At 74.3% G+C, this 20,962-nt stretch carries 18 protein-coding genes; 3 read left to right on the forward strand and 15 right to left on the reverse strand.

The window, feature by feature from the left end; genetic code table 11:
* Positions 1–40: 40 nt before the first annotated feature.
* The 4 genes from AB5J87_RS13150 to AB5J87_RS13165 all read right to left on the reverse strand — a co-directional run bounded on the left by AB5J87_RS13150 (position 41) and on the right by AB5J87_RS13165 (position 3,204).
* Positions 41–613, reverse strand: coding sequence for a hypothetical protein (locus tag AB5J87_RS13150; protein ID WP_369383505.1), 573 nt, complete (start codon positions 611–613; stop codon positions 41–43).
* Positions 614–618: 5 nt separating this feature from the next.
* Positions 619–831 carry a hypothetical protein gene (locus AB5J87_RS13155; protein WP_369376716.1) on the reverse strand — a complete coding sequence of 71 codons (213 nt, stop codon included), beginning with the start codon at positions 829–831 and terminating at the stop codon, positions 619–621.
* A complete protein-coding gene (locus AB5J87_RS13160) occupies positions 828–2,600 on the reverse strand; it encodes a hypothetical protein (protein WP_369376717.1) in 1,773 nt (590 codons plus the stop codon). Before AB5J87_RS13160 ends, AB5J87_RS13155 begins: the two co-directional genes overlap by 4 nt.
* A 64-nt stretch (positions 2,601–2,664) precedes the next feature.
* Positions 2,665–3,204 carry a hypothetical protein gene (locus tag AB5J87_RS13165; protein WP_369376719.1) on the reverse strand — a complete coding sequence of 180 codons (540 nt, stop codon included), beginning with the start codon at positions 3,202–3,204 and terminating at the stop codon, positions 2,665–2,667.
* Positions 3,205–3,385: 181 nt separating this feature from the next.
* Here AB5J87_RS13165 and AB5J87_RS13170 point away from each other — a divergent pair, with 181 nt between their 5' ends.
* Positions 3,386–5,359, forward strand: coding sequence for a caspase domain-containing protein (locus AB5J87_RS13170; protein ID WP_369376721.1), 1,974 nt, complete (start codon positions 3,386–3,388; stop codon positions 5,357–5,359).
* On the opposite strand, the gene AB5J87_RS13175 is transcribed toward AB5J87_RS13170, so the two are convergent.
* Genes AB5J87_RS13175 through AB5J87_RS13190 form a run of 4 tightly spaced genes read right to left on the reverse strand, consistent with a single transcriptional unit; the run spans position 5,340 to position 11,830 of the window.
* Positions 5,340–9,407 carry a CHAT domain-containing protein gene (locus tag AB5J87_RS13175; protein ID WP_369376722.1) on the reverse strand — a complete coding sequence of 1,356 codons (4,068 nt, stop codon included), beginning with the start codon at positions 9,405–9,407 and terminating at the stop codon, positions 5,340–5,342. The genes AB5J87_RS13170 and AB5J87_RS13175 overlap by 20 nt on opposite strands.
* Positions 9,408–9,424: 17 nt before the next feature.
* Positions 9,425–10,078, reverse strand: a complete 654-nt coding sequence (locus AB5J87_RS13180) for an RES family NAD+ phosphorylase (protein ID WP_369376723.1) — start codon at positions 10,076–10,078, stop codon at positions 9,425–9,427.
* Positions 10,079–10,082: 4 nt separating this feature from the next.
* Entirely contained in the window at positions 10,083–10,730 is a 648-nt protein-coding gene (locus tag AB5J87_RS13185) for a hypothetical protein (protein ID WP_369376724.1), read from the reverse strand.
* Positions 10,727–11,830: a hypothetical protein gene (locus AB5J87_RS13190; RefSeq protein ID WP_369376725.1), complete on the reverse strand. Its 1,104-nt coding sequence runs from the start codon at positions 11,828–11,830 to the stop codon at positions 10,727–10,729. Before AB5J87_RS13190 ends, AB5J87_RS13185 begins: the two co-directional genes overlap by 4 nt.
* A gap of 287 nt (positions 11,831–12,117) precedes the next feature.
* Here AB5J87_RS13190 and AB5J87_RS13195 point away from each other — a divergent pair, with 287 nt between their 5' ends.
* Positions 12,118–13,488: a M14 family metallopeptidase gene (locus tag AB5J87_RS13195; protein ID WP_369376726.1), complete on the forward strand. Its 1,371-nt coding sequence runs from the start codon at positions 12,118–12,120 to the stop codon at positions 13,486–13,488.
* 307 nt (positions 13,489–13,795) lie between these two features.
* Here AB5J87_RS13195 and AB5J87_RS13200 read toward each other — a convergent pair whose 3' ends face one another.
* Genes AB5J87_RS13200 through AB5J87_RS13210 form a run of 3 tightly spaced genes read right to left on the reverse strand, consistent with a single transcriptional unit; the run spans position 13,796 to position 15,400 of the window.
* Entirely contained in the window at positions 13,796–14,638 is an 843-nt protein-coding gene (locus tag AB5J87_RS13200) for a helix-turn-helix domain-containing protein (protein ID WP_369376728.1), read from the reverse strand.
* Complete coding sequence (locus tag AB5J87_RS13205; RefSeq protein ID WP_369376729.1) at positions 14,638–15,156, reverse strand: DUF6879 family protein; 519 nt, start codon at positions 15,154–15,156, stop codon at positions 14,638–14,640. Before AB5J87_RS13205 ends, AB5J87_RS13200 begins: the two co-directional genes overlap by 1 nt.
* Entirely contained in the window at positions 15,137–15,400 is a 264-nt protein-coding gene (locus AB5J87_RS13210) for a hypothetical protein (RefSeq protein WP_369376731.1), read from the reverse strand. Before AB5J87_RS13210 ends, AB5J87_RS13205 begins: the two co-directional genes overlap by 20 nt.
* Before the next feature lie 589 nt (positions 15,401–15,989).
* Here AB5J87_RS13210 and AB5J87_RS13215 point away from each other — a divergent pair.
* Positions 15,990–16,820 carry a protein kinase gene (locus tag AB5J87_RS13215; protein ID WP_369376732.1) on the forward strand — a complete coding sequence of 277 codons (831 nt, stop codon included), beginning with the start codon at positions 15,990–15,992 and terminating at the stop codon, positions 16,818–16,820.
* Between the two features lie 151 nt (positions 16,821–16,971).
* On the opposite strand, the gene AB5J87_RS13220 is transcribed toward AB5J87_RS13215, so the two are convergent.
* The 4 genes from AB5J87_RS13220 to AB5J87_RS13235 all read right to left on the reverse strand — a co-directional run bounded on the left by AB5J87_RS13220 (position 16,972) and on the right by AB5J87_RS13235 (position 20,888).
* Positions 16,972–18,450, reverse strand: a complete 1,479-nt coding sequence (locus AB5J87_RS13220; RefSeq protein ID WP_369376733.1) for a GntP family permease — start codon at positions 18,448–18,450, stop codon at positions 16,972–16,974.
* Positions 18,451–18,583: 133 nt separating this feature from the next.
* A complete protein-coding gene (locus AB5J87_RS13225; RefSeq protein WP_369376734.1) occupies positions 18,584–18,997 on the reverse strand; it encodes a RidA family protein in 414 nt (137 codons plus the stop codon).
* Entirely contained in the window at positions 18,994–19,755 is a 762-nt protein-coding gene (locus AB5J87_RS13230) for an IclR family transcriptional regulator (RefSeq protein ID WP_369376736.1), read from the reverse strand. Before AB5J87_RS13230 ends, AB5J87_RS13225 begins: the two co-directional genes overlap by 4 nt.
* On the reverse strand, positions 19,752–20,888 hold the full coding sequence (locus tag AB5J87_RS13235; protein WP_369383506.1) for a sugar kinase: 1,137 nt from the start codon (positions 20,886–20,888) through the stop codon (positions 19,752–19,754). The genes AB5J87_RS13230 and AB5J87_RS13235 overlap by 4 nt, the downstream gene beginning before the upstream one ends.
* Between the last annotated feature and the right edge of the window lie 74 nt (positions 20,889–20,962).

A 20,962-nucleotide genomic window follows, 5' to 3' on the forward strand; every position in this document is an offset into this window, starting at 1 on the left:
GTACGGGGTGGTCGTACGGGGCCGGGCCCGGCGGGCGGGGTCAGTCGGTGATGATCCGGCGGCGCGGCGCCGCCGTCGGGTCGTACGCCCACGGGTCCGGGGCGGGCGCCACCGGCGCCCCCTCCTTCGGGCCGGCGCCGGGTGCGGCGCCGCCGGTGAGCGGGTTGTCGCGCAGGGTGCGGCGGCGCGCCTCGATCCAGCGCGGGTCGGCGCCGGTGCGGGCGAGCCGGTCCAGCTGGCCCTCCAGCTGCCGGGTCAGGTCCGCGACCTGGCCGTCGACCGCCTGGAGCAGCCGGGTGCGCAGCTCGGGCGTGAGCGAGGGGTGCCCGGCGAGCTCGCGGACCGCCCGCAGCCCGGACCGGGCCTGGACCAGGGCGCGGGCGGCGGCGAACTCGTCCGCCTCCGCCGACAGCGCCCGCACCAGCGCGTCCGCCCAGTCCTGGAGCCGCCGGCCGAGCGCCGTGGTCAGCTGGTTGGTGAGCCGCACCCAGGTGTCCTGGTGGTAGTCGTCGCGGCCGAGCGGGGGCAGGGCGAGCCCGGCGACGCTCTCGCCGCGCGCCCAGCGCCCCAGGTAGTCGGTCCACGCCTGGTAGGTGCCGCCGTGCCCCCACATCCCGCTCACCGCCCGCCGGGCGCGCCGTCGCGCGGGCGGCGCACCAGCGTCTCGCCGGGCGGCAGCGGGGACCAGGCGGGCAGGCCGTCGACGACCCGGCGCAGCCGGGTGGTGACGCGCTCGCCGGGCTTGGCGGCGGTGGCCGCCCAGGGCGAGGCGGCGGGCGCGGCGGGCGGGCGGCCGGGCGGAGGCGGCGGGGTCTGGTGCGGGACGGTCATGCGTTGCTGCCTTCCTTGCGGACGGTACGGCCGTCGAAGGGCGAGCCGCCGTCCAGGGCGGCCCCCAGCGACGCGATCAGGGCGCGCAGCTCGGAGTCCACGGCGTCGGCCGCGCGATAGGTCTCGTACCAGTCGGTCAACTCGGCCGAACCCGCGCGCAGTTGGTGCAGCGCGTCGCGCCGGGACTGGTCGAGGAGGGTCTTCGCGGCGTTCTGGATCTTGCGGGAGGCGCTCAGGCCCTGGTGGATGACCAGCCCCCACACGGCCCCCACCACCAGCGCCACCACCAGGGTGGGGCCCGCGCTGACGCCGAGCCCGATCACCAGGATCGCCAGCAGCACCAGGGCGAGCGGCAGCGCCTTGCGCAGCAGCGGGTACGCGAAGGCGGCCAGGAACTGGCGGGCGTGCAGGTCCCAGTGGGCGGCGAGCTGCTGCTCCAGGCCCGGCAGCGGCTGGGTGTACGAACCGGTCCACGGCGGCAGCTGGAAGGAGCGGCCCGCCACCGGGTACGACCCGCCGAACCTGGCCTGGACGTCCTGCGGCACCGCGGCCCGGTAGTCGGCGGAGAAGCCCTGGTGGGCGTGGTGGAACCACTCGCGGCAGGCGGCGACGGCGAGGCGCTGGGTGGCCCCCGAGGTGCCGATCGCCTCCGGGTTGAGGGCGGCCGTGGTCTGCACGGTCAGATAGTCCAGGGTCTCCTCGAACGCGGCGGAGTCCGCCGCGACCGCGCCCTGGGCCGCCGTCAGGTCGCCGCCGTGGTCGATGACCGCGTGGTTGAAGGCGAGGTCGCGGCGGAGCGGCAGCTCCTCGTTGTCGTACTCGGAGACCAGCTGGTCGAGGATGTCGTCGACGGCGTCCTCGATCCGCTCCGAGGGCCGGAACTCCCGGTCCAGGACGGCCCGGTACTTGTCGTGCGCGACCCGCTGGACCCGGGCCGACGACAGCACCCCGGCGAGCTGGGGTCCCTGCGGGGAGATCTGCGCGAGGACCGGGTGCTCGCCCCGCGGGGCGGCCGGGCGCAGCGAGTCCAGCTCGGCGCGCCAGCGCACGATCTGCGCCTTCTGGGCCGCGTCGTCGCCCAGCATCGTCTCGCGCCAGCCGTCCAGCGTCTCCCGCAGCAGCTCGCGCCCGGCCGCGCCGAACGCGCCCTGCGAGATGGACTCCAGGATCACCGCGAACTCCCGGCCCAGGCGCGCCGGGTCCTGGGCGATCAGATAGTGGCGCAGCCAGCGCACCGACTCCTCGCGGCGGCCCTGGCGGCGCAGCACCAGGGCGAAGAAGAGCGAGGTGCGGTGCGAGGAGCGGCGGAACGCCTCCTCCACCGCCCGCCCGCACAGCCCCGGGTCGTCGGCCGACCAGGCGGCCAGCGCCACCAGGGCCGGGGCCAGCCAGTAGCGGGGCGTCTGGATCATGAGCTGCTCGCTGACCGTGCGCACGGTGTCCTCGGACACCAGGCCGACGTCGAACGCCTGGAGCATGCCGACGGCCGTGCGCCGCACCACCTTGTGGTGGCCGAACTCGTGGTCGACCCGGTCCTGGATGGCGCCGACGCGGGTCTCCGCGCGCTGGACGTTGGCGGTGAGCTGGGCCTGCTCGACGAAGGCCCGGAACTCGTCGCGCAGCTCCTGGAGTTCGGTGCGGGTGGCCTGCTGGTTGGCGTCGACGGTGGCGACCTGGCCGCTCACGGCGCCGACCTGCTCGCCGAGTCTGACGACGAGCCCGCTGACCTCCTGCACTTTGCGGTGCAGGGAGTGGTCGACTTCCACCATGCGTGTGTCTCCGATCGGGGATCGTGGGCGTGACGGTCGGTGCGGGGCGCGGGTGCGGGCCGCGCTAGGGGCGGACGACGGAGCCGTCCGGCAGGACGGGCAGCACCAGCCCGTCGCCGTACACCTCGACGCAGAGGTACGCGCCGGAGCGGGCCAGCATCCGGGCCCCCCCGAAGGGCTCCGGCATCGGGGTCGAGGGCGCGTAGTGCTCCACGATCGCGCCGGACAGGTCGAGGATGTGGTCCACATGGGGCGGGCCGAGGAAGCACTTGGTGACGAAGCCGACCGGGACCGCGGTGTGCTGGACCTCGTACTCCTCGCGGATCCAGTCGGCCAGCCGCCGCCGGGCCGCCTCGTCGAAGCGGGCGTCGAGCCGGGCCACCGCCTCCCGCAGCCGGTCCGAGCGGGTGCCGTACAGCGGGCTGTGCAGGCCGGGCGCGGTGGCGCGGCCGAGGCGGCGGCCGGTGTCCTGCGCCTGCTCCTCCCGCGGCCGGGCCCGCGGTCCCTGCTGCCAGGGCGGGGCGGCGGCGGGCCCGGCGGGCCGGACGTCCAGCGGCGCGGTGGGCGGCCGGACCACGCGGCGCGGCCGTTCGATGTCTCCCATGGGTCCCCCGGCAAATCATGGGTGGTGCGGGCGGTGCGGTGAGCAGAAGTCAGCAGGATAGTGACTGCGCGTCAATGCTGGTACACGGATGCCGAATTGCCCGGCCGCGCCCGGAGGCCGACCCGGGTCCGCCCGGGGCCCGACCTGTTCCCGGCCCGGCGCGGCTGCCAGACTCCCGGCCATGCGCACGATCTTCGCCCTGCTCATCGGCATCAACGACTACGGGGAGGCCCGGCACGACCGGCTGCACGGCTGCGTCAACGACGTACTGGCGGCCCGGCGGGCCCTGGAACGCCGGGCGGGGAAGGCGTTGTCCGTCCGGATGCTCACCGACGGGCGGGCGACCGTGGGCGCCGTGGAGGCCGCGATCCGCGACCACTTGGGGCGGGCCGGGCCCGAGGACACGGCGCTGCTGTGGTTCTCGGGCCACGGCACCGACCACGACTGCGTCGGCCCCGAGGAGTCGGCGGTGGAGGCGACCGGCCGCAGCCAGGCGCTGGTGTGCGCGGACGGGCCGCTCCCCGACAAACGCCTGGGCGCGCTCCTGGACGGGCTCGGCGCGGGCGGCGCGCACGTGGCGGCGGTGCTCGACTGCTGCTTCTCGGGCGGCGCCACCCGCCTTCCCGGCGCGGGCCGGGCCGTGCGGTTCCTGCCGCCCCGGCCGTCCTGGCGCCGGCCCGGCGGGACCCGGGACACGACCGGCCCCCAGCGGACGCCCGCCCACGTCCTGCTCGCGGCGGGCCGCCTCAACCAGCTCTCGTACGAGGCGGATTACGAGCCGGAGGGCGCGGGCGGAGCGGGCGCGGAGGGGGCGGGCACCTTCGTGCGGCACGGGGTGTTCACGCACGCGCTGCTCGACGCCCTGCGCACGGCGGACCCCGACGTCTCCTGCCGCGAACTGCTCGCGGCGGCCCACGGGCGGGTGCGGGCGGCCGGGTTCCCGCAGCACCCGGTGCTGTTCCCGGACGACCCGGGCGGCATCGCCGACCGGCCGTTCCTCGGCGCCTGGCCGCACGCCTCGGACCTGCGGGGATCCACACCGAGCCCGCACCTGCTGCGGTACGGGGCGGACGGCTGGGAGGTGGACTGCGGCCGGGCGCACGGGCTGGGCGGCGGGCCGGGCACCGAGTTCACCGCGACCGGCCCGGGCGGCGGGGTGCTGGCCGCCCGCACGGTGCTGGCCGCGCGCGCCCTGGTGGAGCCGGTGGGCTGGACGCCCTCGCCCCGGCGGGTGCACCCGGTGGCGCTGACGGCCACCGCGCTGCCCCCGGCGAGCGTGGTGATCGGCTCGCCGGACGGGGCCGCGCCGAAAGGATTCGCCGACTCCCTCTCCGCCGCGCTGACTTCGCCGCTGCTGCGGGTCGTGGACGAGGACGGGGGTGCCTCGGCGGCGCTGCTGCTGCGGGTCGAGGTCCGCGCCGACGGGCTGGCCCACGTCCTGCGCCGGGACGGCACCCCGTTCACGGCGCCGCTGGCGCTGCGCGGCGCGGCCGACACCGGCCGGGTCGCCGCCTGCCTGACCCATCTGGCCCGCTGGCACGGGCTGCGCGACCTGGAGGCGCGCACCTCGCCGCTGCGCGGCCACGTACGGCTGGAGATCAGCCCGTGGGACGACGGGGCCGGCCCGTGGGACGCGGCCGGTGCGCCGCTGGCGCCGGACGGCGGCGGGGAGATCGTGCGCGCCTACGACGGGCCGCACCCGCCCCGGGTCTCCATCCGGCTGCGCAACGTCGGCGACCGCCCGCTGTGGTGCGTGCTGCTCGCCATGAACGACCGCTACGCCAGCAGCACCGCCCTCTTCCCCGGCCACTTCGTCGCCCCGGGCCGCAGCGGTCTCGCCCTGGACGGGGCGCCCGTCCAGCTGAGCCTGCCCGCCGAACGCCCGGCGCGCCCGGGGGCGTACGCGCGCGACTGGCTCAAGCTGTTCGTGGCCGAGGACGAGCTGAACACGGTGCCGTTCACGCTGGGCGCCTGGGATCCGCACGGGCCCGTCGCGCGCGGCGGCGCGAACGGGGCGGTGCTGCGCCTCGACCGGCCCGGCCGCCGCGACATCGGCCCGGCGCCCTCGGCCGGGCCGGGCCAGTGGGCGACCCGCACCCTGGCCCTGCGGACGGTCGTGCCCGGCGGCCCGGGGGTCACTGGCCCAGGTGCGTGAACCCGGCCCAGGCGCTGAGGTCGGCCGGGTCGATGTCCGCGACCCGCTCGGCCAGCACGGCGGGCAGCTCCGGCGGGACCGCGCGGGCGGGGTCCAGCATCCACAACTGGGCCCGCCGCAGGGCCCGTACGGGCGGCTCGCCCTCGGCGCGCAGATAGTGGTGCGTCATGAACATCAGCACCGAGGTGGCCTCGTCCGGGACCGGCCACAGCGAGCCGACCACCGAGCGGGCGCCCGCCACCAGGAACGCGGCGGCCAGGCTGTACGCCTCGTTGTGGCCGCGCCCGGAGACATGGCTGCGGCAGGCGGCCAGCACCACCAGGCCGAGGTCGCCGCGCAGGCTCGCGGTGAGCCGCTCGGCGGCCAGCTCGCCGCCCTTGAGGGAGAGGTAGGCGCTGCTGCTGCGGCTCTCCACCACGGCCGCGTGGCAGGCCAGATGGAGCACGGCCCCGCCGTCGCCGCCCTCGCGCAGCCAGGCGGCCACCTCGTCCGGGGTGCCGTCGCCGGTGCGCAGGCCGAGGAAGCGCCCCTCGGGGTAGAAGACGCGCCGCACGGCGTCGGCCTCCTCGCCCGCGTACCGCAGGTCGCCGGTCGGGTTGCCCACCACCAGGGCGGTGCCGCTGTACGGGGTGCGGGGGCGGGCGGCGACCTCGCACAGCAGCCGGGCGGAGGCCGCGTACGAGATCTCCGCCTCCTCGATGGCGTGCCGGCGCGCCCCCGAGGCGTCCGGCGCCCAGGCCGCGTGCCAGGGCACCAGGCCCAGCGCCCCCATCGGGACGAGCACGAGCCGGGGCACCCGGCCCGGCCGGTCGGGCACCACGAACAGGTCGAAGAGCGGGCGCACCGCCGCGTACCAGGCCCACGAGCAGAGCCGGTCCAGCTGGTCGCGCAGGGGCACGCCCGGCGGGGGTTCGGGGGCCTGCCAGCCGGGGACGGGGCCGAGGTCGCGCGCGGCGCGGGCCAGCGGCTCGTACGCGCGCAGCGGCCCGGCGTCCTCGGTGAGCCGGGGCAGCGGCACCGCGTGCACGTCCCCGCCCGAGGTGACCAGGACCGCGACCCCGCCGCCGTCCTCCGAGCGGGGTACGAGATAGACCAGCGCGTCCTTGCCGAGCCCGCGCAGCGCCCGGCCGATCTCGTCGGGCGCGGGCGTGTCCAGGAGCCGTCCCGCGCCCTCGGCGCCGTCCCCGGTGAGCGCGGCGAGCGCCTTGCCGCGCAGGGCGCTCGGCACCAGGTCGGCGGCGGCGCCGGTGGCGCGCCACTGGTCGGCGAGCGCGTGCTGCCCGGCCGCCGCCAGGAGTTCGGGGACGGAGGACGAGGTGGTGGCGGCGTGCAGGACCAGGCCCCGGCAGGAGTCGAGGGCCTGGACGGCCTCGGCGGGGACGCCGTCCGCCAGGCACCAGGCCGCCACCTCCAGGGACATGTCGGTGGCCAGCCGGGCGGCCTCGGCGGCGTCCGCCGTGCCGGACTGGAGCAGCGCGGCCCAGGCGTGCCCGCGCAGGGCGTCCAGGCCGTAGCGGCGGCCCTCCGCGCGGTCGCCGGTGCGGGCGCGGACGCGGTAGGCGCGGCCGAGCGCGAGCGCCGACTGCGCCCACAGCCGGTGGCCGGGCCCGCCCGCCTGCCGGGCGGCGGCCTCCAGATGGGCGATGCCCTTGGCGTGGAGTTCGGTGCGGCGGTACGGCAGGGGCTCACTGGCGGCGAGGCCGCAGTAGACGCTGCCCGCGGTGTGCGAGTACCGCAGCCAGCTGTCGCTGCCCTCGTGGCTGAGCGCCAGCCCCTCCTCGATCAGCCCCAGCGCCTCCCGGACGCCCTCGCGGTTGCCGCTGCGGCCCGCCCGGCCCGCCCGGGCGATGCCGCCGTCGCCGAGCACCCAGGCCCGGTGGTCGCGGCTCAGCCGGGCGGCGGCGCGGCGCAGTTCGGCGGTGGTGGGGCGCCCGGCGAGCGGCGGCGCGGGCGGGGCGCCGAGCCGTTCGGCGAGGTCGTCGCGGGCCGAGCGGGCGTTCTCCAGCAGGGTCCACAGCTCGATGCGGGAGGTGTCGTCCTCGGCGAGGCCGCCGATGGCGTCGTGCAGGTCCCCGATGTGCCGGTCGGCGCCCGCCAGGTCACCGGCGTGCACCGCGCCGACCGCGTCGTAGCCGGACTGCTGGGCGTCCAGCATCCTGCGCGCGTACGGTCGCAGTCCGGGGCTCTCGCGCAGCTGCCGCCAGGACGCGGCGCCCGCCGCCATGTCGTCGGCGGTGCCGCTCATCTGGCCCCGGTGGACGGTCGCCATCATCCGGATCATGCCGAGGTCGGCGCCGATGCCCGCGCCCTCCTCGGCGGTGTCGAAGTGGGCGAGGACCTCCTCCACCCGGTCGCCGACGCCGCCCGCCAGCTCCTCGCTGAGCAGCGCGCCGCCCACCACCGCGTGGGCCCGGCGCCGCCAGTCGGGGTCGTCGTCGGGGCGCGCGCTCATCAGGGCGCGGGTCAGGGCGTCCTTCTGCTCCTGGTCCACCTGGTCGCCGTGCGGGTCGAACATCGGCAGGTGGGCGAGGAGGAAGGCGGCGGCCCGGGTGTGCGCGACGCTGCCGGGCTCCAGCTCGCTCCACTTGCGGAAGACGAAGTCGAAGCCGTCCTTGGTGCGGCCGGGCGAGGCGGCGTCGTTGATGGTGGCGAAGTACCCCTCGTCGCCGTGGTCCAGCTGGTAGGTGCCGTCCTGGATGCTGTCGAGCAGCGACTCGTAGATGCCGCGCACCTCCTCGAAGGTGACCTCCGGGCCGCCGTCGTCGTCCTTCAGGCCGTGCTCCTCCAGCATGTTGCGGGCCCAGCCGAGGAGCATGACGGCCATGTCGTGCAGCTCCTTCTCGGCGCCCTCCTCCTCGATGACGTGGCGGGCGGCGAGCACCACGTCGCGCAGCCGCTCCGGGTCGGGGTCGTCGCGGTAGCGGGTCTGCTGGGCGATGGCGAGCATGGTGGCGGTGCCCGCGATCCTGCCGTCGCGGCCGGGCTCCCACTGCACGAGGCCGCGCCGCAGCAGCCGTACGCCCCGGTCCTTGGCGGCGTCGTCGCCGCGCACCACGCCGCGCTCGTAGAGGACGCGGCCGAAGAAGTCGAGGTACTGGGGCAGCAGTTCGTCCTCGGCGCCGGGGTCGGCGGCGAGCAGGGTGTTCAGCTCGGCCTCGGCGGCGGCGGCCTGGGCCTCGTCCTGCCACATCGTCCAGACCAGGGCCCGGCAGAAGACCTGCTTGTACGCGGCGTCCTCGGCCCACCAGGGCGGTTCGCCGCCCGCGCGCCGGGCCTCCACGAGCGCGGTGTCGAACTCGGTGCGCGCCTCCTCCAGTTCGGCCCGGGTGCGGGTGCCCCGGCCGTGCAGCATCAGCGAGAGGGCCCGGCCGAAGCGGACGAGGGGGACGTCGGTGCCGGGGCCCGGGGCGTCGAGGACGGCCTCGTAGTGGCGGGCGGAGAGCAGCATGTCGGGGGCGGCGTCGGTGAGCAGCGCGCGCTGCTGGTGGAGGTAGCCGAGCGCCTCGTGCAGGTCGACGGCGTCGGGGTCGTCGGCGGCGAGCTCGTCGAGCTGTGCGGTGTGGTGGCGCAGGGAGGTCTCCAGCAGGGCGAGCCGCTCTTCGGCGGGGCCCTCCGACGCCAGGTACCGGATCTTGGAGATGTTGGCGAGCAGGCGGCGCCCGAGGCCGGCGGCGCCCTCGGGGTCCTCGGCCCCGGCGAGACCGGCCAGCCCGTCGTTCAGCAACGTGTGGATGGCGTCCGGCAGTTGGGGACCGCCCTCCGGGTCGGCGTCGTACTGGAACGCCCGTACGTGCGCGTAGCGGATCCGCCAGACGGCCCACTCGGCGTCGTCGCCGGGCCGCCGGAAGGCGTGGGCGAACGCCTCGGCGGCCAGCTCCAGGTCGTCGGCGCCGCCCTCGGCGAGGTACAGCTCGTGGCTGAGCGCGCCCACGGCGGCGCACAGGGCCGGGGCGGCCGGGTCGGCGGCGCCGGTGGCGGCGAGCTCGTCGAGGAGCTCGGCGCGCTCGGCCCGCGCCTGCTCCGGCCGGCTGTCGTCGTTCTCGGGCACGGGGGTTCCGGATCTGGTCAGGGCGCGAGGCGCGCTTGGTAGGGCAGGAGCACGGAGTCGAGCCAGGCCCGGCCGCCGGGCCCGTCGAAGTCGACCGCCTCGTCGCCGGTCGCGGCCAGCGCGTCCGGCGGGCAGCGGTCGCCGAAGAGGACCAGGGCGCGCTCGCCGGGGTCGCGTTTGGAGGACCACAGGAACCCCTGGGCCCACGGCTCGGTGTGGCGGCGGATCCAGTGCGCCCAGTCCCGGGTGTACGGGTAGTCGCGGGACTCGGCCTGCACCAGCCAGCCGTCCTGGTGGACGGCGGCCAGCTCCGGCCCGGTCAGCAGCGAGACGACGTCCACGGCGGCGGTCAGCCGCAGGACGGACAGGCGCCGCCCCGCGACGGCCGCGCGCGGCACCAGCCGGGCGCCCCCGGCCGGGTCGAAGGGCAGCGAGTGCAGCAGGGTCTCGCTGACGGCCGACTCGGGGCTGAGCCCGGCGTAGAGGTAGCCGTAGGCGTCGCAGCCGGTGGAGTCGAAGCGGCCCCCGCCGTACAGGCAGTGCGCGGGCCGGGGGTTGAAGGCGGCGGCGGGCCGGTGCGAGCCGTGCACCCGGTAGAGCACGGTGCCCGCGCCGAGGGTCGCCTTGGCGGGGGTGCCCGCCATCGCCTCGGGCGGCTGGTAGTGCGGCACGGGACTACTCCCCCTCGATCAGATGGCGGGCGGTGGCGGGCAGCCGCCGCTCGTCGGCGGTGCCGAGCAGCCGGGCGGGGGCGGCGGCGAGCCAGGCGTTCTCGCCGAGCCACCAGTCTGCGGCGCCCCACGGGTCGCCGTCGGCCCCCAGGACGGCGTTGACCTCCAGGACGGTGAGCCACGGCAGGGCGCCCTCGGAGAACTGGAAGGCGGGCAGCAGCAGTCGGCCGCCCGCGCCGCGCAGCCGGATGAGCCCGGCCGCGTACGGGTCGCCGCCCGCGCGCCGTACGGTGTCGGCGTCCAGGGCGGGCTCGGCGAGCAGCCGGTCGCGGACCGCGCCCAGCACCGGCCCGGCCATCCGGTGGCCGTCCAGCAACAGTACGGCCAGGTCGTCGGCGCGAAAGCCCAGGTGGGTGACGTCGGGGCCGGGGGGCGCGGGCGCGAGGCGGCCCGGCCCGAAGCGGTCGGGCAGCTGTGCGGCCAGCACCTCGGCGGCCCGGCCGGCGAGGGCGGCGCGGTCGGCCGCGCCGGGTCCGGGCCCGCGCATCCGGCCGAGCAGGGCGGCCAGTTCGGCCCGGGCGTCCGGGGCGAGCCGGGGTTCGAGGGCGTCCCACTCGGCGGCGGCCGAGGCGAGTACGGCGTACGGATTCATGGTGTGGCGTCTCCCAGCAACCGCTCGATCAGATCGGCCCGTTCGGCCCGGCGGACCACCAGGTGCAGGTCCCAGCGGGCACCCCGGGCCAGTTCGGCCTCCACGGCCGTCCACACGGCCGCGAGGCTGTCGGCCGGGGCGAGCCCGCCGCGCCCGGCACCGAGCAGCGGCAGGCACAGGGAGGCGAGGGGCGGGTCGTGGTGTGCGGCCTCCTCGCCGAGCAGCGCGAACGCGCGGGCCACGGCCCGGGTGACGTCGGCGGGCAGCACGTCGTAGTCGTTGGTCCCGGCCCGGGGCACGGCGACCGCCGCGTGGTAGATCCGGCGCACGCCCTGGCGCTCCAGGGCCCCGGCGCCGGTGGCGGCGACCGTGCCGGGGGCGACGGTGCCGCCGGGGCGGCCGTACCGGGCGAGCCAGGCCCGCAACTCGTCGTGCACCCGGTCCTCGACGAGCCCGCCGGCCGGGTCGCGCAGGGCGCCCGCGCGGCGCAGCGAGGCGGCGACGGAGGACTTGTAGGGCTCGGGGAGCGCGAGGTAGGTGTTGGAGGGCGACACCACCACGTCCACGTCCCGCAGCAGGTCGGCGGGGTGGACGTGGACGGTGACGCGGGCGCCGCGCACCCGCAGCCGCCGGTGCGCGGCCACCAGGTGCGGCCGGGCGGGCGGGGTGGGGCCGGGGCCGCCGGGGGCATCCCGTACGGCCGTTCGGGCCACCGGTGCCATCCGGACGATCTGTTCGGCGACCTCGCCGAGCACCATCAGCTCATGATGCTTGCGGAAGCGCTCGACGCTGATGCCGTAGACCTGGGCCGCGCGCTTGCGGCGGTCGGCGGCGGGCCAGTCGCGGGTGCCCTGGGCCAGGCCCAGGCTGAACTCGGCGGCCTCCTGGAGGGTGCCGCCGCCGATGCGGGTGACGGCGAGCCGCAGCAGCCGCTCGACGGCGGGGAAGTGCGGTGCCCCTTGGGCGGCCTCCCCCAGGCCGTCCGCGATCCGTTCGAGAGCCGGTACCCGCAGCTCCCGCAGTCGGACGACACCGGCCCGCCGCACTTCCCTCACCTCCGCGAGGACCACCCCGTGGTCGGGCAGTGGAGTGTGCGGCATGGCGCACAGGTTCTCACCGCGCGCGCAGGCATCACAAGCCCGATCCGGTCCCCGGCTTTCCATGGTCCCGCACGGGCCGGTCGGGGCCGGGGCGGGAGCGGGTCGAAGACGGGGCGCGGAAGGCCCCGATTCCCTTGCCCGCAAACGTTCTTGACGCGATCCGGTCGCCGCGGGGCGCCCCCGCCGCCCACCTTCTTGACGGATACATGCCAGACAATCAGGATGCGCACCACAGCAACGTCGCCATGAACACCCCCACCTCCGGAACCCCCACCCCAGGAGCATTCATGCGACTTTCCACGCGCGGCCCCGGCGCGGCCCGCGGCGCCAGACGCTCGGCCGGGCTCGCCGCCCTGCTCGCCATGGCCCTCGCCGCGCCCCTGTCCGCCCACGCCACCGCGTCCCCGGGGCCCTCGCCCCGCGAACGCGCCGACGTCGCCGCCGACGAGGCCACCACGCAGTACGAGATCCACGGCCCCGCCACCGCGGCGGCGCGCACCGTCATCGCCGCCACCGGCGTCTCCGTCGACGAGGTGCACGCGCGTTCCGTCGTGGTCAGCGCGGACGCGGGGCAGGCCAAACGGCTGCGGACGCTCGGCTACACGCTCAAGGCGCTGCCCGGTCCCCCGGACCGCGCCAACGGCGCCAAGGCCCAGCCGTTCGACTTCCCGCCCGCCGACTCGGGCTACCACAACTACGCCGAGATGACGTCGGAGATCGACCAGCGGCTCGCCCAGTACCCCTCGATCATGAGCAAGCGCGTGATCGGCAAGTCGTACCAGGGCCGGGACATCGTCGCCATCAAGATCAGCGACAACGTCCAGACCGACGAGAACGAGCCGGAGGTGCTGTTCACCTTCCACCAGCACGCGCGCGAGCACCTGACGGTGGAGATGGCGCTCTACCTGCTGCGCGAGTTCGGCGCGGGCTACGGCAAGGACTCCCGGATCACCAACATGGTGAACAACCGGGAGATCTGGATCGTGCCGGACCTCAACCCGGACGGCGGCGAGTACGACATCGCGACCGGCTCGTACCGCAGCTGGCGCAAGAACCGGCAGCCCAACTCCGGTTCGTCGTACGTCGGTACGGACCTGAACCGCAACTGGAACTACAAGTGGGGCTGCTGCGGCGGCTCCTCCTCCAGCAAGAGCTCCGAGACGTACCGCGGCTCGGCCGGCGAGTCCGCGCCCGAGGTGAAGGTCGTCGCCGACTTCGCGCGCAGCCGGGTGGTCAACGGCAAGCAGCAGATCACGGCGGGCATCGACTTCCACACCTACAGCCAGCTGGTGCTGTGGCCGTTCGGCTTCACCTACAACGACACGGCGCCGGGCCTCACCCAGGACGACCACGACGCGTTCGCCACGGTGGGGCGGAAGATGGCCGCCAGCAACGGGTACACGCCGGAGCAGTCCAGCGACCTGTACATCACCGACGGCACCATCGACGACTACCTCTGGGGCACCCAGAAGATCTTCGACTTCACCTTCGAGATGTACCCCGGCGAGTCGGGGGCGGGCGGCGGTTTCTACCCGCCGGACGAAATCATCGAACGCGAGACGTCCCGGAACCGGGACGCGGTGCTGCAGCTGCTGGAGAACGCGGACTGCATGTACCGGTCCATCGGGAAGGAGGCGCAGTACTGCACGGGGACGTGAGGAATCGACCGCGACGAATGGCCCCGGCCGACACGCGAGGAGCATGCCGACCGGGGCCGTACGCCAGGTGCGGGCTTGCTCGCACTGACAGTGCTGGCACACATAGCCCGTGCGCGGTAACAGCTTCATGGCGTCGCGGTCCTTGTAGGTCCGGCACAGCCATGACAGTTCGGAGTTCTCCGGGAGGTCGCGTTTCACAAACCTGGGGGCCGTCGCGCGCGGGCTGGGGCGCCGAGTGAGTACGCGACGGTTCGCCCCGTGCGGGATGCCTCCAGCTCCCAGCCAATTGCGACTGATTGCGTGTGGATTACACGAGCGAGTCACGTGCCTTGACGATCAGCGCACGGGCCTTCTGGCCGTAGACCGCCATATCGGCCAGCATGGCGAACGTGTCCGCGTACATGCTTACCTCGCTGGGCTGCGTCAGCGTCAGGTGCCCGGAGACAAGCTCCACGTTGACCTGAGCCGTGTCGAACATCCAGAACCCCTCCACCGGCATGCGGGTCCGACCAAGACGGGTAGGGACCACCCCCACGCTGATGTTGGGCAACGCACCGACCGTGAGCAGGCGCTCAAGCTGCTCAGCTTGGGTGTCGGCATCCCCGAGCCCGTTGCTCAACACGGACTCCTCGACCAGGAACGCAAAGCGGCGAGGAGCATCATGGAGCACACGCTGCCGCTCCATGCGGACAGCCACGGCGTCCGCCACATCATCGACCGATACCCGGCGACGCTGAACTGCGCGCAGTACATCGGCCGTATACCCGTGGGTCTGGAGCAAGCCGGGCACGAACCACGAGGAGTAGGCGCGGAACCGGCGCGTACGCTCGAACAGGGGCAGAACGGCCTCCTGCGCCCGTCGCAGCCCCGCCCGCTCCATGCGGCGCCACTCCACCCACATACCCTCGACGGCCCGCAGAGAGGCAATCAGGTCCGCCGTCTGGTCCTCGGCGCCGCACGCCCGACACCATGCCCGAATGTCGTCCTCACCGGGCTTCTGCCTCCCCGTCGCGATCCGAGAGACCTTGGACGGGTACCAGCCGCAGCGAGCGGCTACCTCCTTGCCCTCAAGCCCGGAGTCCTTGACCAACTCGCGCAGGCGGTCGGCAAGGAGCTGCCGGGCTTGCCGAACGCTGCTTGACTCGGGCACTAGACCGGCTTGTACCTCTCGTGCGGCGTAGCCCGCTGCCACACCAGCTCAAAGGCAGATGACACAAGTTGCATGGTTTCCGGGTCGGTTCTCCGCTCCCGGTCAACGACCTCTCCGACTCCAGAGAAGTAGGTGAACAGGACTGTTTCCCCGTCGAACATCCACAGGTCGGTACCCGGCAGGGCGATGTCAGCCGCCTTGCGCCGGGGCAGCCAGCGCACCAGCTCGCCGGCCGCCACGTTGGCGAACGTCATGTCGTGCTCATACCGGATGTAGTCCGTCACAGGCTCCGAGACGATCCGGGCCCGCCGCATGACCACGCCGCGCGCCGTCGTCTCCTGCACCAGGTCGTGCCACGTCCCCCACCAGTCGGGCAGCTTCGCCGGGTCGCCGTTGTACCGGTGGCCGGCGCGCCAGCGGGCGAACTCCGGATCGTCCGGGGTGTAGCTGTCGCGCATCTCCAGATGAACGGCGGAGTGCTGAGCCTGGGCGATCCCTTCACGAACGGGGTACTTCACCGTTGCCTTCCTCCGGTCGCGGGATGTACTTCAACATCACCCCGGGCAGACGGATGATTGTCTCGTGGTCCGGAACGTCCGTGCTGTGCCCGGGAATTGAACCGACCTCCTGGCACCCCTTCACCTCCTCCTCGGTGGCCCGGTACGACTGGATCAGCAGATCCCCGCTTTCCTCGTCCAGCCAGATCGTCGGCGAGTCATCAACGGGGGTGTTCGGGATGATCCCAAGGAATCTCAGCTTCATGTCCGCCCTCCTGCGTCGATCCGATTGCGGCCGATCGCTGGAGCGTCACCCTTGCGGATGGCCAGCGCAAGAGGGCGTACCCGCAAGGCACTTGGGACAGCACCCTGCCCCCACTTGCTGATGCAGCGAGCGAGTTGAATTCCGTACTGGCTTGCGATGGTCGCCGATCCGTTCTTGACCGTCGACGGGGCCCGTGCGTTGATCCTCAAAGCTCGGGATGCGCTCGCGTAATTCGCGCGCAATCAGGCGCAATCCGCTGCGATCTGGGGTCCCGCCCTCCCTAGCGTGGTCACCGTCGGACCGTACGAGGGGATGGGGACAGGACGATGGCCAACTCACAAATGTACCCAGAACCGGCCGTTGCGTCTGTCGCGACGGCAGCAACCGCCGCGCAGTGCGACTCGGGCTGTGGACGTCCGTACGGGTCCGCGGGCGGCAACGGTGATGCCGGCGACGACAGTGACGGAGGCGGCGGCAATCCGTCGACCGGCGACAGCGACGACGGGCGCGACTACCACCACTAGTCTCGGCTGATCCGGGGGCCGGCCTCTCCCCAGGGGTCGGCCCCCGCCGGGGAGAGGACACGTCGATGACCAGCCAGGGCCCGTACGGCATCCCCGACCATGTGCGGCGGGCCGTGGCGCCCGTGTCGCGGCGGCTCGTGCTGGACCGGCGCGGTTCGACCGTGTGGGACGTGCAGGCGGCTGCCGGTCGTGTCGCGATCAAGCTGGGCTATCCGAGCCGGACGCACGCGTGGACGGCGTCGGCGCCCGCCCGCGAGGGGGTGATCCTGCGGGCGCTCGGCGCCGCAGGGGTCACCTACGGCACCTGGGAGCACGGGACGTGGAACGTGCAGCCGTGGCACCCGGGGACCGATCTGCAGCAGCGCTGGGAACCGCACAGGACTCGTGAGAACGTCTCGCGCCCTCCCGTGTTGGACGCCCTTGCGTGTGCGCGAGCCCTCGCCGAGCTGCACGACAAAGGGTTGACTCACGGCGACGTACAACCCGCCCACTTCATCGTGAGTGGCGAGCCGGCGAGGGCGACCCTGATCGACCTAGCCCTAGCCCGCGGTATCAAGGTCCCCGAGCAATTCGACTTCCCGTACCGGGGGTGTCTCGTCCACTACGAAAGCCCTGAAATCTCCCGCCGAGTGCTGGAAGGCGGCGAGGCGGTTCCTACGCGGGAAGCGGATGTGTACGCGCTCGGGGCAACTCTGTTCATGGCGGCAACCGGATGGCGCCACGTCGAGTACCCCGACGACGCGCCCCGGCCCGTGCAGCGGCGGGCGGTCGTGAACGGCACGCACCGCCCCGTGAACGTCGCGGGCACACTTGGAGCGCTGATCAGCGACATGCTGAGGTACCACGCGGACGACCGCCCCACGATGCACGAGGTCTGCAAGGCCCTGGAACAATAAGCGGCGTAGGAAGTCCGCGACCAGCCCCGCCCGTCGCCGTTCCCCCGCAGCCGGGGCCTTCGGCCCCGGCACCCCGTCTTCGTCTGCGGACCGTGCCCGCCGCTCGCGCAGTTCCCCGCGCCCCTGGGTACCCAGGGGCGCGAGGGCCGGGCTAGATCACCAGGCTCAGGGTGGCTGCCACCCCGAAGCCCGTCACCGACAGCACCGTCTCCAGGACCGTCCACGACTTCAGCGTGTCCCGCTCGCTGATGCCGAAGTACTTGGCCACCATCCAGAAGCCGCCGTCGTTGACGTGGGACGCGAAGATCGAGCCGGCCGAGATCGCCATGATGATCAGGGCCAGGTGGGCCTGGGAGTAGTCGCCGCCCTCGACCAGGGGCACCACGATGCCCGCCGTCGTGACGATGGCGACCGTCGCCGAGCCCTGGGCGACCCGCAGGACCACCGAGATCAGCCAGGCCAGCACGATCACCGGCAGCCCCACGTCGTGGAACGTCTTCGCCAGCGCGTCCGCGATCCCGGACGCCTTCAGGACCGCGCCGAACACCCCGCCCGCGCCCACCACCAGCAGGATGTTCCCGACCGGCTTGAGGGACGAGGTGGAGACCGCCTCCAGCGACTTGCGCGACCAGCCGCGCCGGATGCCGAGCAGGTAGTACGCGAGGACCAGCGCGATGGTCAGCGCCACGAACGGGTTGCCGAAGAACTCCACCACGGACCGGAACGTCGAGGGGTCCAGGGCGACCGACGAGAACGTGGCCGCCAGGATCAGGACCAGCGGCGTGCCGATGATGGCGAGGACCGTGCCCAGCGCCACCGGCTCCTCCCGGGGGGTGACCCCGGCCGCCCGCTGCTCGGCGGCGACGGCGGCCCGCGCCTCCTCGGCCGCCTCCACCATGTCCTGCGGCACCTCCACGAAGATCCGGCGCCCGATCCAGGCGGCGTACGCCCAGGCGGCCAGAACCGACGGGAGGCCCACGAGCGCGCCCATGAGGATGACCCAGCCCAGCGAGACGTGGAAGAGTCCGGCCGCGGCGACCGGGCCGGGGTGCGGCGGCAGGAACGCGTGCGTCATCGACAGGCCCGCCAGCAGCGGCATGCAGAACAGCAGGATCGACTTCCCGGACCGCTTGGTGGCGGCGTACACGATCGGCGCGAGGACGAAGATGCCGACGTCGAAGAAGACGGGGATGCCGAAGACGAGTCCGGTCAGGCCCATCGCCAGCGGCGCCCGGCGCTCGCCGAACAGGTTGAGCAGTCTGGCGCTCAACACCTCGGCGCCGCCGCTGACTTCGAGGATCGCGCCCAGCATCGTACCGAGCCCGATGATGATGGCGACGTGGCCGAGGATGCCGCCCATGCCCGCCTCGACGGTGGAGACGGCGGCGGACTTCTGCACGGTGCCGAAGAGTTCGGTGACGGAGAGGCCGGCGCCCAGGCCGACGGCTATGGAGACGGCGAGCAGCGCCACGAACGGCTGCAGCCGGAGCTTGATGATCAGGTAGAGCAGGAGCGCGATGCCGAGGGCGGCGACGGTCAGCAGACCGGTGGTGCCGCCGACGAGGGGCAGGATGCCGCCGGTGTGGGGCGTGGCGGGAGGTGCGGGCGCTGCGGCGGTCGGGAACGACATTCGGCAACTCCGGTGGGTCGCAGGGGCTGTTCCGGGGCGTGGGGGACCGCGGGGCGGCGCCCCGGCGGTCCGGGGCGCCGCTCCGTGCGGCCTGTCGAGCGGTGGTACGAGTCGCACTAACGGCATGGCGGGATCAGGCGTCGAGCACCGCGAGGGCGTCGATCTCGATGAGCAGTCCCGCGGGCAGTCCGACGTAGACGGTGGTGCGGGCCGAGGCGGGGGCCTTCAGGCCCTGCTCCTCGAAGTAGGCGTTGTAGATCTCGTTCATCTCCGCGAAGTGGTCGACGTCGGTGAGGTAGACGCGCGTCATCATCACGTCGTCCCAGCTCGCGCCGCCCTCCTCCAGGATCGCCTTGACGTTGGCGAAGGTCTGGAGGGTCTGCTCGCGCAGGGTGGGCCCGGCGACGGTCGGGGCCCGGCCCTCGACGGCGGGCAGGAAGCCGACCTGTCCGGCGACCTGGAGGATGTTGCCCTTGCGCACGCCGTGCGAGAACTTGGCGGGCGGGGTGGTGTGGGTGGCGGGGGTGAGGGCGACCTTCTCGGTCATGCTGTTTCCTTCTCGGTGGGATTGCCGGAGTACTCCCGGCTGATGGCGTCGGCGGTGCGGCGCACCTGCGGGAGCAGGGCGAGGAGTTCCTCGGCCGTGACGACGACGTTGGGGGCGGAGAGCGACATGGCGGCGACGACGCGCCCGTCCGTGCCGCGCACGGGGGCGCCCACGCAGTTGATGGACTCCTCGTGGCCGCCGAGGTCGCTGGCCCAGCCCTGTTCGCGTACGGTCGCGAGCTCCTTGAGGAACGCGGCGGCGTGCGGGGTCGAACGGGGCGTGTACAGCGGGTAGTCGAGCTTCTCGGCGACCGTGCGGCGCTCGGCCTCGGGCAGGTCGGCGAGGAGCAGTTTGGCGACGGCGGCGACGGTGATGGCGACGGGCTTGCCGACGCGGGAGTACATCCGTACGGGATAGCGGCTGTCGACCTTGTCGATGTACAGCACCTCGCCGTCCTCGTAGACCGCGAGGTGGACGGTGTGGCCGGTGCGCTCGTTCAGGGCGAGGAGGTGGGGGTGGGCGATCTCGCGCACGTCGAGGTTCTCCGCCGCCTCCTGGGCGAGCGCGAACAGGCGGGCGCCCAGGCGGTAGCGCTGGTCCGCCTGGCGGTGGACGAGGCCGTGCTCGTGCAGGGTGCGCAGCAGCCGCAGGGCGGTGGACTTGTGCACCCCCAGCCGCTCGGCGACCTGCCCGAGGTCGGCGGGACCCTGCGCCAGCAGCGGCAGAATGCTCAGCGCCCGGTCGACGGTCTGGCTCATGGCGTACGTACCTCCTGCTCGTGCCCCGTCCACCCGGGGCCGAGACGAAGTCTCCCCCAGTCCTCGTCGTCGAGAGCGGCGAGTGCGGCGGCGTGCGCGGGCGGGGGTGGCGGGGCCAGGTCGCCGGGGACGGTGAGCGCGGCGGCGGCGTACAGGTGCCCGTACCGCGCCCGCTCCCGCACGGACAGCCCCCGCAGGGTCCCGTCCAGGAACCCGGCGGCGAACGCGTCCCCGGCCCCGACGGGGGCGACGACGTCGACGCGGGGGGCGGGCACGAAGGTGGTGGCCCCGGCCGCACCCCGACCGACCGCCGGCCCCTGCCCCTGAACGGGCCCGGAGGGCCCTTCCAGGGGTGCGGGGAACGGCGCGGGCGACCCAGCGCGGTCCGCGGCCGAAGTGGTCCCTCGGAGAGTTTCGGGAAGGCGCGGGGAGGGGCTCTCGAAGACGACCGCTCCCTCGGCCCCCCGCTTCACCACCAGCACCCCCACCTCCGGCAGAACCTCCCGCACGCCCCGAGCCCCCCGCACCCCCCAAGCCGCCTCCGCCTCGTCCTCCCCCACGAACACCACATCGGCCCCCCGAGCCAGCTCCAGCAGCACCCGCGGATCGGATCCGGCCCACAGACCCGGCCGGTGGTTGACGTCGAAGGAGACCAGCGGCCGACCGGGCCACCGCTCCAGCAGCGCCCGCGTCAGCGCGAGGCAGCCGTCGGACAGCGCGGGCGTGATGCCGGACAGGTGCAGGATGCGCCCGCCCCACACCCGCTCCCACGGCACGTTCTCCACCGACAGGGCGGAGGCGGCGGAACCGGCCCGGTAGTAGGCGACCTCATGGGTCCCGGCGGCCCGGTCGTCGGCGGTGCGGAAGTAGACGCCGGTGGGCCGCGCCGGGTCGCGGTGGACGCCGGTGGTGTCCACCCCGTACGCCCCGACCGCCTCGACGAGGTGGTCCCCGAAGCCGTCGGCGCCGACCCGGCTGATCCAGGCGACCCGGTGCCCGGCCGCCGCCAGCGCGCACGCCGCGTTGGACTCGGCACCGCCGATCGCGCGCTCGAAGGACGGTACGTCGGCGAGCCGCCCGGGCCGGGAGGGCAGGAAGGCGACCATGGACTCTCCCAGACAGACGACATCCATGGCGTCCACCGCTGAACCTCCTAGCACCATTGACCGGGCGTTGGCCCGGATGTTAGACAGCAGTAAGCGAGATA

This window comes from Streptomyces sp. cg36 (assembly GCF_041080675.1).
Classification (GTDB): Bacteria; Actinomycetota; Actinomycetes; order Streptomycetales; family Streptomycetaceae; genus Streptomyces.

Coding starts and splice junctions, on each gene's coding strand:
- AB5J87_RS13150 (WP_369383505.1), bottom strand. CDS start 613: ATGTGGGGGCACGGCGGCACCTACCAGGCGTGGACCGACTACCTGGGG.
- AB5J87_RS13155 (WP_369376716.1), bottom strand. CDS start 831: ATGACCGTCCCGCACCAGACCCCGCCGCCTCCGCCCGGCCGCCCGCCC.
- AB5J87_RS13160 (WP_369376717.1), bottom strand. CDS start 2,600: ATGGTGGAAGTCGACCACTCCCTGCACCGCAAAGTGCAGGAGGTCAGC.
- AB5J87_RS13165 (WP_369376719.1), bottom strand. CDS start 3,204: ATGGGAGACATCGAACGGCCGCGCCGCGTGGTCCGGCCGCCCACCGCG.
- AB5J87_RS13170 (WP_369376721.1), top strand. CDS start 3,386: ATGCGCACGATCTTCGCCCTGCTCATCGGCATCAACGACTACGGGGAG.
- AB5J87_RS13185 (WP_369376724.1), bottom strand. CDS start 10,730: ATGAATCCGTACGCCGTACTCGCCTCGGCCGCCGCCGAGTGGGACGCC.
- AB5J87_RS13190 (WP_369376725.1), bottom strand. CDS start 11,830: ATGCCGCACACTCCACTGCCCGACCACGGGGTGGTCCTCGCGGAGGTG.
- AB5J87_RS13195 (WP_369376726.1), top strand. CDS start 12,118: ATGCGACTTTCCACGCGCGGCCCCGGCGCGGCCCGCGGCGCCAGACGC.
- AB5J87_RS13210 (WP_369376731.1), bottom strand. CDS start 15,400: ATGAAGCTGAGATTCCTTGGGATCATCCCGAACACCCCCGTTGATGAC.
- AB5J87_RS13215 (WP_369376732.1), top strand. CDS start 15,990: ATGACCAGCCAGGGCCCGTACGGCATCCCCGACCATGTGCGGCGGGCC.
- AB5J87_RS13220 (WP_369376733.1), bottom strand. CDS start 18,450: ATGTCGTTCCCGACCGCCGCAGCGCCCGCACCTCCCGCCACGCCCCAC.
- AB5J87_RS13225 (WP_369376734.1), bottom strand. CDS start 18,997: ATGACCGAGAAGGTCGCCCTCACCCCCGCCACCCACACCACCCCGCCC.
- AB5J87_RS13230 (WP_369376736.1), bottom strand. CDS start 19,755: ATGAGCCAGACCGTCGACCGGGCGCTGAGCATTCTGCCGCTGCTGGCG.
- AB5J87_RS13235 (WP_369383506.1), bottom strand. CDS start 20,888: ATGGATGTCGTCTGTCTGGGAGAGTCCATGGTCGCCTTCCTGCCCTCC.